We start from the raw sequence: 11,021 nt of genomic DNA on the forward strand, positions 1-11,021 counted from the left end.
ATTATGAGTCTAATCAACTTGATTATTCATTCAGCGTCCATATAACTATTTTTATTTTTGTCGGCTTAAAAGGCAGTCTCATGGCAGTAAACGAGTTTTCTCAACTAAAAGAATATTTAGATACCCAAATTTTAGGACAAAGTGCACTGACCGAATCCTTGCTTATCGCACTTTTAGCAGATGGACACTTATTGGTTGAAGGCCCTCCAGGTCTTGCTAAGACCCGTGCGGTAAATGCACTAGCTAAAGGTATTGAAGGCAGTTTTCAACGCGTCCAGTTTACCCCTGATTTATTACCTTCCGATGTAACTGGTACAGATATCTATCGCCAACAAACCAACGAATTTGTGTTTGAGAAAGGGCCGCTTTTTCATCATTTGATTTTGGCTGACGAAATCAACCGAGCGCCAGCCAAAGTGCAATCAGCGCTACTAGAAGCAATGGCTGAGCGCCAAATAACCGTTGGCAAAACAACGTATCCATTGCCTGAGCTATTTATGGTAATGGCGACGCAAAACCCGCTTGAGCAAGAAGGTACATATCCGTTACCTGAAGCGCAGCTCGACCGCTTTTTACTCCATTTGAATATTGATTATCCGGACGCAGAAACCGAGGTCGATATTTTGCGTCTCACCCGTGGCGAGGCGTTGGAGGAGTATCAAGCAACCTTCACACCTATTAGTCAAGCAACCCTATTTGAGGCCCGTAAAACCGTACTAAGCATGCATCTTGCCGAGCCGCTGGAGCAATATCTTGTGCAATTGATTATTGCGACCAGACAGCCACAACGCTTTGATGCAACGCTTGCAAGCTGGATTGATTATGGCGCGAGTCCTCGAGCTACAATTGCGCTTGATAAATGTTCTCGTGCTCATGCTTGGCTACAAGGCAGAGACTTTGTCACACCAGAAGATATTCAAGCTGTGGTGCATAACGTGCTACGCCACCGTATCGTGCTGAGTTATGAAGCACAGGCGGATGGGGTCACCAAAGATCAGGTGATCAGTAAGATTTTAGAATTGGTTGCTGTTCCATAATACTATGAACGACATCAAGCAGTTTAATTCAGCCAGCTGGTTTAATGAAAGCCATAGTAATGGTGTCGAACTCGGCCTGAAAGAGCTACTTTTTTATAAGTCAAAGGCGCATTTACTTTCGCTCAAACCGAGAGGAAAAGTGAAAAGTGCTCAATCAGGGCAATACCTTGCACCGCACAAAGGTCGAGGTATGGAGTTTGCTGAAGTCAGACAATACCAATATGGTGATGATATTCGTGCGATTGACTGGCGAGTTACCGCACGTACCGGTGAAGCACACACGAAACTCTTTCAAGAAGAGAAAGAGCGACCCGTTTTTGTATTTTGTGACTTTTCCTCAAGCATGCTATTTGGTTCAAAGCTGTTACTTAAGTCGGTGCTTGCGGCGCACTTAGGCATTTTGGTGTCTTGGGCTGCATGCCAACGCGGCGACCGTGTTGGTGGTGTGGTGTTTAATGACAGTAATCACCACGAGCTCAAGCCGATTGCTCGCGACCGTGGAGTGCTTGCGCTAGCTCATCAGTTTTGTGCCCTGCACGAACAAGCATTAATTCAAAAAGAAACTCCCCCCTCGGGGGATCGTTTCAATGAGAATTTAAAACGACTTGTTCATCTGGCAAAACCCGGCAGCCTGATTTATCTCATTTCTGACTTTACGGAGTTGAATGACGAAAGCTTTAAATTACTAGAGCGTGCCACCCGCCATAACGAAGTAATTGGTTGTATGGTGAGCGATCCTTTTGAGCATCATCTTCCTGAATACAGCCAAGCGATTGAGGTCTCAGCTGGCGAACAAAACTGGACATTGCCCTTGATGGACAAGCAATTTAGAGACAAATTCTCGCAAAATGCGTCTGACTTTTTCAATCGAAGATTGGCGCTTCTCAAGCGCTCTGGTATGTCGTTACAAAAGTACGACGCGTCATTACCAATCGAATTACAAATCATGAGGGGTTAAATGCAAGTCAATCCACTCGACCAGCTTAATGACGTGGTCATCCCTCAAAGCGTGAGCTGGTGGCCACTTTCTTATCCAATGTGGGGAGCCATTTGTGTTCTACTCACAATATTTGGGGCTACGTGTTGGCTATTATATCGTCGCCAGCAATTTTTAAAGGCAAAAAAGGAAGCCGTAAAACTGAGTCATTTGCAGGATAATGCCCAAGCATTACACACCATACTCAAACGTTTAGTAAAACATTATTATGGTGATACCGCTGCGAGTAGATCGGGCCAAGAATGGTTATCGCTGCAAGCAAGACTCACACGCGTTGAACTCACTCAACAAGAGCTCGACTCGTTATATGCACCGACTCAAGACCCCGCACTCAGCGATAAACTATGTCGTGCGATTAATACCTTCAAAGTGAAGGAGCGTCTCGATGTTTGAGTTTAGTTGGCCCCTTGCCTTCTTATTGTTACCTCTGCCTTGGCTAATTGCGAAGTTTAAACCGAGTATCGCGCAGACCAACATCAATATTCGTATGCCAAGTGCCGCAAAGTTACAACTCGCGAGCACAACTCAACTCAATAAGCGCGCAAAAGTAAGCCTAGTGGAAACACTCATCTGGCTGTTACTGGTAACCGCAGCGGCAAACCCAACTTGGCTTGACGACCCAATCGTTGTGCCAAATGAGGGACGCGATATTATGCTTGCTGTTGACTTGTCGGCTTCAATGACAGAGCAAGATATGGAATATCAAGGTCGCTTAGTGGACAGATTGTCTGTCGTCAAAGCCGTTGTTAGCGACTTTATCGAAGCACGCCAAGGAGATCGTCTGGGACTTATTCTTTTTGGTGACACCGCGTTTTTGCAAACGCCACTCACCCGAGATTTAGCGACGGTTAGCCAAATGCTTAGTGAGGCACAAATTGGTTTAGTTGGACGCGCCACAGCGATTGGCGATGCTATTGGTTTGTCGGTAAAGCGTTTTGGTGAACGTGAACAAAGTAACAAAATCTTGATTTTGCTGACCGATGGTCAAAACACCGCTGGCAACCTTCAACCAGAAGAAGCACTGATCTTAGCCCGAGAAGAAGGCATAAAGATTTATACCGTTGGTGTTGGCTCAGATGGTAGACGCGGTTTTGGTTTATTTGGTTTTAATTCTATGGCTGGTAGTAGTATAGACGAGAAAACGTTGCAACATATCGCCAAAGAAACTGGTGGGCAATATTTTCGCGCAAAAGACGTGGAAGGCCTACAAAAGATCTACGCTATGCTCGATGAGCTAGAGCCGATTAGTGATGAAACACAGACTTTCCGTCCTAAGATTTCACTGTTTTATATTCCTCTCCTCGCGATACTCGGCTTGCTCTTTGTGGCTCAGCTCGGTGTTGTACTAAGAACAAAATTAAGAGGGTAAATAATATGATGGAATTTGAATTTATTCGCCCACATCTGCTATGGTTGCTTATTCCTTGGGTGATATACAGTGCGTTGCAATGGTCTAAAAAGTCCAATCAAAAATCAGCGCAACTTATCGCACCGCACCTGATGAAGGTGGTGATGGGAGCCGGTGGTCAAAAACACCAAAAACAAAGTAACTCTTGGCTTGGTATTGTGTTCTTTTTGTTGGCCATTATTGCAGTTGCGGGACCAAGTATTGAAAAACAAGAAGTACCGGTATTTAAAACTCAGGCACCTAGAGTGTTAGTGCTGGATATGTCTTATTCTATGTATTCAACCGATCTCACGCCAAACCGCTTAACGCAAGCGAGATTTAAAACTTTAGACATGCTAAAGCTATTTAAAGAAGGCGAAACGGGTTTAGTCGCCTATGCAGGCGATGCTTTTACCGTGTCGCCCCTCACAACTGATGTCACCACTCTTGAGAATTTGATCCCGAGCCTTCGTCCAGAGATCATGCCCTCAAAAGGCTCTAATGTGTATGCCGGCATCGAAGAAGCCGTTAGCTTGTTAACAGGTGCAAGTGCAACCTATGGTGACATTATTTTGGTAACCGATGGACTTGAACAAGAAGACGCAGAAGATGTACAAAAGCTTCTTTCTGACAGCCCATTTAAGCTGAGTATCTATGCCTTAGGTACGGCGCAAGGCGCACCAATCAAATTACCTGAAGGCGGCTTTTTAAAAGACCAATATGGCCAGATAGTCGTGCCCAAGTTATTCCCAACTCGACTTGAAAAACTCGCTAGAGTAAAAGGTGGAAAATTTGCCAGCTATACTGCTGACAGCAGTGACATAGAGACATTTAAACCTAATTTGGGTGCAAATACATCGGTGCTTAAACGCGACCAAGAAAGTGCTAAGTGGCGAGTAGATGCGGGAATATATCTGTTGATTGTACTTATTCCACTCGCACTGCTATTGGTTCGAAATCACGCAGTTATACTCAGTGCTTTGGTTGTTTTTGCGATGTTGCCGCAGCAAAAAGCGCTGGCAAATGAATGGACGCAGTGGTTTAAAAATAGCGACCAAAACGCGCTGCAGGCCTACCAAAATGAAGCGTTTGATGAGGCCGCGCTTGCCGATAATCCGGTACTAAAAGGCGCAGCCCTTTATAAAGCCGGAGATTACGAAGGAGCGGTAGAAACACTCGAACAAACAAGCTCAGCAGAAGGCCAATACAATTTGGGCAATGCGCTAGCACGGCTTGGTAAGTTAGACGACGCGATTTCTGCCTACGAAAAAGCCTTGTCCTTAGATCCTGATTTTACGCAAGCGAAGGATAATAAAGCGTTAGTCGAAGCGTTAAAGGACCAGCAAGAGCAGCAAGACCAACAAGGTCAGCAGGACCAACAAGGTCAGCAGGACCAACAAGGTCAGCAGGACCAACAAGGTCAGCAGGACCAACAAGGTCAGCAGGACCAACAAGGTCAGCAGGACCAACAAAGTCAGCAGGACCAACAAGGTCAGCAAGACCAACAAGGTCAGCAAGACCAACAAGGTCAGGAGAATCAGCAAGGTCAGCAGGACCAACAAAGTCAGCAAGACCAACAAGGTCAGCAAGACCAACAGAATCCTCAAGCAGGAAGTGGGTCAGAACAAAACAACAACGAGCCTGAGCTAGATGCTGCCCGCCAAGACCAGCAAGCAGCTGACGAACAAACTCAAGAGCAAAAACAACAGCAAGCACAAGCCGTACCTAAGCCCGATCCCGAGCAATCACCGCTGGATGAAGAAAAGGCACAGGCTACAATGATGCAAGATAGTCGGCCACTTACCCCTGAAGAAATTGAGAAAGCGCAACAGCTTAATCAACTGCTTAGAAAAGTACCTGATGATCCGGCCATATTATTGAGAAATAAAATGCAACTAGAAGCACAACAACGCAAACAAAGACGTCTACCAAGAGGAGCTGAAAAATCATGGTAAAACGCATTCTATTTTTTCTGTCTTTGTTGATATTAAGCCACGCCTCGTTGGCACTGGAAAATCTCACAGCCAGCGTAGACAAAAACCCAGTGCTCGCAGGTGAATACTTCACGTTGTCGATTATCGCTGAAGGCAAAGTCAAAGGTACTATTCCTGACGTTTCTGTGCTTAGTAACGACTTTATCACCAGCCCCGTGAATACCAGCTCTAGAACCAGTATCATTAATGGTAGCGTTTCAAGCTCTACCACCTGGCAAATGCAGCTCGTTGCTCGCACCCCGGGTACTTACACCATTCCCGCGTTAGAGGTAGATGGTGAAACGACCCAGCCTATCGAAATAAAAGTTGTTGCTCGTGATGATGAGCAGCAAAGTGAAGATATATTCGTAAAAACCGAACTCAAGACAAAAAACCTCTATGTTCAACAGGCAGCGCTTTATACCGTTAAACTCTATGTAGGAAAAGAACTACTAGATGGCCAACTAAGTGCTCCTGTTTCAGATGGAGCCAACTTCACACAATTGGGCAAAGCCAATGAAGAATACGAAGTGATTGACGGCCGACGCTACATGGTGCTCACTCGCGAATATATGATCCAACCACAAAAAAGTGGTGACTTCAGCATAGAGCCGCCGATCTTCAATGGTCAGATCAGAGATGGCTATCGTAGAATGGCGACTTCTGCGGTTGGCAATACCATTGACTTTTCAGTATCTCCAATCCCAGCTAACGCTGCTGATAACTGGCTACCCAGTGAATACTTGAATTTTTCTGAAGAATGGCAGCCCAAAGATACCGAGTTTATGGTTGGAACACCCATCACGAGAACACTAACACTCACTGCTGTAGGTGTTACTAAAGAGCAGCTTCCTGACATTCAACTCGAAGACGTTAATGGCTTTAGAATTTATCCAGACGCGTCTGAACGTAAGCAAATTACCCGAGATGGAAAAGTCATCTCACAGTTAACCATTTCTTTTGCTTACCTACCGCAACTCGCCGGTGATTTTACTCTGCCCGAAGTAAAACTACCTTGGTTTAACACCATCACTAAACGTGAAGAATTTGCGACATTACCAAGTAAGTCTGTCAGTGTGACTCCTGATCCAAATCAGCCAGTCATACCACAGACCGCTCCAATCGCGCAGTCACTTTCAAGCCCGAGCATAACCCCGTCAACGGCTACGCAAACGAAGGTGATCACTGAGCAAATTATCCCGCTGTGGATGTGGGCAATCGCCGCTTTTGGATACGCACTATGGCTTATCACATTACTAGTATGGCGTCTCAAAGCAAAATCGGCCATCGGCCCCAAAGCAAATACAGTCACAGATGAAAATCCAGCACCTTTTCTTTCGTTTGAAGAAGCAGTCAAACAGAATAACCCTGCAGCCTTTTATCAGGCACTACTGCGCTACACCAAACAACAAAATATCACCATGACACAATGGCTAGCACTTCAGTCCAGCTCATTGCGAGCGCAGGTACAAACGCTACAAAGCTCGCTGTATGGAGGCAATAGCGCAAAAGTAGACCTGTCTCAATTATACGGTGAAATTAAAACCAGCGTGAAAAGCACGGTTCACACTAATAAAAGTCAAAATTTAAGCAGTCTATACCAATAAGCGCCTCAGGGCGCTTTTTTATTGCAAGACGAACTAGATTTGTTAGTAAATAATTAACAGATCAATTATGCTTGGTGTGAAGATACACTTCCAAAATCAACTAAAATAAAATGAGTTTTTGTTGAAATAAACCTGCAAAAAGATAGGTCTCATAGATATGGCCAGTAAACAACATCACTACGAGTCACTGGTTCGGATGTACCACAAAGAGCTATATAAGTTCGCTTATTGGTTGTCTGGCGATCCGACAATAGCAGAAGACTTAGTACAAGAAACTTTTTTGCGGGCTTGGCGCGCACTTGATTCATTACAAGATGAAAATGCAGCAAAGCCTTGGTTATTAACTATTTTAAGACGAGAAAATGCACGTCGTTTTGAGCGCAAGCAATTTGACTATGCGGAGGTTGAACAAGATACGCTGGTCGACGATACCAGTTCGGCTTTGGATGATGCAATGGAACAAACCGTTGTGCAACGACAAATAGCCAACTTAGCACCAGAATATCGTGAACCTCTGCTACTGCAAGTGGTTATGGGATGCTCTGGTGATGAAATCGCCGATATACTTGAGCTGAATAAAAACACGGTGATGACGAGATTATACCGTGCTCGCAACCAGCTGAAAGACGCTTTAACGACTGAATATGAACCAATAAAGGGGGCATCAAACTGATGGATGAACTCGAATTTCGACGCCGCCTCGTTGCTGATCCTCATGATGAAGAGGTCAAAAAACAGGCCGAACAGCAACCTGAGTTGCAAGCACTAGTCGAAGAAATGCAAGATTTCGACGATTTCTTAGGAAAATCACTCGATATTGATGTGCCTGAGGGGTTGGCTGAAAAGATTATTGCAAAACAAAAGGAGCTTGATACGGAAGAGAAAAATGTGGTGAAAATGTCTTGGTTTAGACGCGCAACCGCACCATTTGCAATTGCAGCCAGTGTATTTTTTGCCGCCGTAGTATTTTACTTTGGTGGTTTTGGGCACCCTGTCGACACCGGTGAGCATGCGCTTGCTCATGTGTATTACGAAGAAAACGCACTGCAAAAGCAAGAAACGGTTTCACTGCAAACTGTTAATGAAAAGCTCGCAATGTTTGGAGGTAAGTTCGATAACTTGCCGGGTAAAGTGGTTTACGCGACATTTTGTAATTTTAAAGGCCAAAAAAGCCTTCACCTTGTTATGCAATCCGAATTTGGTCCACTCACGGTTTTTGTCGTGCCAGCAGGCCAACATAGCACGATTGACGGTAAAGATAGCTTTGGTGATAATCGCTTTGAGGGCTTAATTGCTCATGATGGTAAAGCCAACACCATACTGGTGGCAAATCGGGGTACGCCGATTGAAACCTTCCAATCAGAAGTAACAAGCTCACTACGCTGGTTATAATACTACCGCCCCACTCTTTGGGGCGGTGTCTCAATATCCTTACTAAACTTCCTAAAATACAAATTTAATTGAGGTATATACCTATTTAAATAGCCATGTTAGTTCTTTACAATGGCGGCAGTTATTTTGGTATATAGGAACTTTATGAAACATTTCATTGTGTTACTTTCCCTTGTGTCTTTTTTGTTTACAGCCAGTTTTAATGCTGAAGCGAGAAAGAAATTTGGTAGTAAAAGCTCAGGCAAAACACACCAAACACAAAAGGCTCAACAAAAGCAAAAAACTGATACCCAAGCGTTAAATGCAAAATCTACAACAAAGCCTAAATCGAGTAAAAAAGGTATTATGGCTGGCGTACTTGGGGGCTTATTAGCCGGTGGCTTAATTGCAGCTATGCTTGGCGATGACTTCGAGGGATTTCAGTTCCTTGAAATGATTTTGCTTGCCGCTGCTGCCTTTTTAATTTTCAAATTAGTTAAGGGCATGCTTGCTAGAAAACAACAGCCAAGTTATGCAGGCGCACCGCCTATGGGTGGCTACAACAATACGCCACCACCGCAGCAATTTCAAAGCCAAGGACCAATTAGCGGTGGTTTTGGCGCAAGTAGCGTGCCTATGAATCTACCTAGAGATTTTGATATCAACGGCTTTTTACAAGGCGCTAGACAGCATTATCAAACCATCCAAACCGCTTGGAATAACAACGACTTTTCGACAGTTTCTGAATACTTAAGTCCAGAGTTGGTTGAAGAGTTCAAACGTGAGCGAGAGCAGCAAGGCGACGTTAATACTGAAGTGATGTTTGTTGACGCTGAGTTAGTCCGAGCAGATACACGCCCTGACGTTTGGGAAGTTAGTATTAAGTTTACTGGCAAATATCGTGACCTAGGCGACATGCAAGAAGAACCTATCCACGAAATATGGCACTTAGAGCGTAAAACAACGGGTGAAGCACCTTGGCTAATCGTTGGCGTTGAAGACCTAGCAGCCTAACATATAAAGCACTACTGCGGCTCAGATACTCACGGCGCTGCGGTAGTGCTTATTTGACCAAAACAGAGAAAATGAGTAAGAGACAAAGTTTAATTAATAAAATCAATTAGTTAACCAGCGTAATTATTCAGACCATACCGCGCTCTGTGCAACGAATGTCATTGCTTATTTGGCTAAATTTAGGTGTAATAGCAGAATAATAAGCGCTGAGCAACGAAGGGAACACTTCAATAATAATAGGTTGGTGCCCCTAAAAAGCATATTCCTATCACATAAGTAATACCAACTTTGACACACCAAGCAAGTTGCGCCTCAGTCTAACAAGCGATTATGCAAAACAAACTGCGTATCGCATAAATACTAAAATGTTAAATGTAAAGGAGTACTCATTGTGCATGCCTTCATCTACTTGCCTTTTTTTGCAGCGCTATCATGTTTGTTTTTTCGAACTTTCCATTTAAGAAAAATAAAAGCACATGTACAGAATGTTTATCCAGATGAATGGAATAAATTGTGTAACAACAGAATGGGAATGAATATTACAACGATATCTTTTGCAAACCTTGAAGAATCAATGAAAAATGGATTTCTATCAAAACAAAAAGATCCTCTTATCCAAAATTTTCATCGCAAAGATAAATTGATGATAACATCTATGTTTGTTTTCACCATTTTGCAATTAGGTTTGGCATTCTACAATTAGATTGCGAATATCAAGCTACTGCTCACGTAACGCTTTGCTCGATAACGCTTCACTTTTTAGCCAAACAATACTTAGCTCCCTATGTGGGAGTTATAATTCTAAGGGAAGAATATGCGGAAATTGATAAGCTCTGGTTCACATTTGGAGGAACCAATAGGATTCTCTCGTGCGAGTCGAATAGGTAAAAATATAGCGGTAGCGGGCACAGCTCCAATAGACAATGGTCAAACCGTATTTATTGGAAATGTGTATGAGCAAACGAAATATTGTTTGGAAATTTCATTAAAAGCGATTGAAGAAGCAGGTGGCAGTATTGAAGATGTTATCCGTACTAGGATTATGTTGACCAATATCAAAGAGTGGGAGCAAGCAGCCAAAGCTCATGGTGAGTTGTTCTCGACTCAACGTCCAGCTTGTACGTTTGTCGAGGTCAAGGGTTTTATTGACCCTGAGTGGTTGGTAGAGACTGAAGTCGATGCGGTGCTATCCGAGGCATGACAAGAGACAAGGGATAGTCGACCTTATCATTGTAGAGTATCGGGTTTGCTGTCCTCGATACAAATTTTTACGCCCTCCCATGAGCGTCGACAGGCTTATCGATATTTGCCCAAGGCAAAGTATGCAATAGATGAGTCACTTCCAGCATCACACTAATAACCTGACGTCATCAATCAGCATGAAAAGGCCAATAGGAGCTTATAACAGCTTGCTTAAGTGAGGAGCAGGCTTAAATTTTCAAACCTGCAATAATACCAATTGAATTAATTCTCTAATCAATTTGAAGGGTGAAATAGCATATTAGCTTCGTTAAAAATTTCTCATTTAGAACAACTAAATAGCAAAATTTTTGCCTTGCCTATATGGATATAGGTACCTTAGCGGTAGCAGGACGCGAGAGCGGTGCTACTAAAGCTATTTCCCCGCTTCAAGAT

At 43.8% G+C, this 11,021-nt stretch carries 11 protein-coding genes; all 11 read left to right on the plus strand.

Going from position 1 to position 11,021, the window contains the following annotated elements:
• The first annotated feature begins 80 nt into the window (after positions 1–80).
• The 11 genes from L1D50_RS17520 (at position 81) to L1D50_RS17570 (ending at position 10,587) form a co-directional block, all read left to right on the plus strand.
• Positions 81–1,037, plus strand: a complete 957-nt coding sequence (locus L1D50_RS17520; protein ID WP_128725790.1) for a MoxR family ATPase — start codon at positions 81–83, stop codon at positions 1,035–1,037.
• Between the two features lie 4 nt (positions 1,038–1,041).
• On the plus strand, positions 1,042–1,995 hold the full coding sequence (locus tag L1D50_RS17525) for a DUF58 domain-containing protein (RefSeq protein ID WP_128725791.1): 954 nt from the start codon (positions 1,042–1,044) through the stop codon (positions 1,993–1,995).
• Positions 1,996–2,427 carry a DUF4381 domain-containing protein gene (locus tag L1D50_RS17530; protein WP_128725792.1) on the plus strand — a complete coding sequence of 144 codons (432 nt, stop codon included), beginning with the start codon at positions 1,996–1,998 and terminating at the stop codon, positions 2,425–2,427.
• A complete protein-coding gene (locus L1D50_RS17535; RefSeq protein WP_138583704.1) occupies positions 2,420–3,403 on the plus strand; it encodes a VWA domain-containing protein in 984 nt (327 codons plus the stop codon). The genes L1D50_RS17530 and L1D50_RS17535 overlap by 8 nt, the downstream gene beginning before the upstream one ends.
• Before the next feature lie 8 nt (positions 3,404–3,411).
• Positions 3,412–5,376 (plus strand): VWA domain-containing protein, encoded by a 1,965-nt coding sequence (locus L1D50_RS17540; protein WP_239966501.1) that lies wholly within the window; start codon positions 3,412–3,414, stop codon positions 5,374–5,376.
• Complete coding sequence (locus L1D50_RS17545) at positions 5,370–7,001, plus strand: BatD family protein (protein WP_239966500.1); 1,632 nt, start codon at positions 5,370–5,372, stop codon at positions 6,999–7,001. Before L1D50_RS17540 ends, L1D50_RS17545 begins: the two co-directional genes overlap by 7 nt.
• A 157-nt stretch (positions 7,002–7,158) precedes the next feature.
• A complete protein-coding gene (locus tag L1D50_RS17550; protein ID WP_010605216.1) occupies positions 7,159–7,674 on the plus strand; it encodes a sigma-70 family RNA polymerase sigma factor in 516 nt (171 codons plus the stop codon).
• Positions 7,674–8,393 (plus strand): DUF3379 family protein, encoded by a 720-nt coding sequence (locus L1D50_RS17555; protein WP_128725795.1) that lies wholly within the window; start codon positions 7,674–7,676, stop codon positions 8,391–8,393. The genes L1D50_RS17550 and L1D50_RS17555 overlap by 1 nt, the downstream gene beginning before the upstream one ends.
• 144 nt (positions 8,394–8,537) lie before the next feature.
• Entirely contained in the window at positions 8,538–9,386 is an 849-nt protein-coding gene (locus L1D50_RS17560; protein ID WP_128725796.1) for a Tim44-like domain-containing protein, read from the plus strand.
• A 391-nt stretch (positions 9,387–9,777) separates the two neighbouring features.
• Positions 9,778–10,089, plus strand: a complete 312-nt coding sequence (locus L1D50_RS17565) for a hypothetical protein (protein ID WP_128725797.1) — start codon at positions 9,778–9,780, stop codon at positions 10,087–10,089.
• Positions 10,090–10,200: 111 nt separating this feature from the next.
• Complete coding sequence (locus L1D50_RS17570) at positions 10,201–10,587, plus strand: RidA family protein (protein ID WP_128725798.1); 387 nt, start codon at positions 10,201–10,203, stop codon at positions 10,585–10,587.
• Positions 10,588–11,021 lie beyond the last annotated feature (434 nt).

Origin of the sequence: Pseudoalteromonas sp. Isolate6, assembly GCF_022398435.1 — a bacterium.
Classification (GTDB): Bacteria; Pseudomonadota; Gammaproteobacteria; order Enterobacterales; family Alteromonadaceae; genus Pseudoalteromonas; species Pseudoalteromonas galatheae.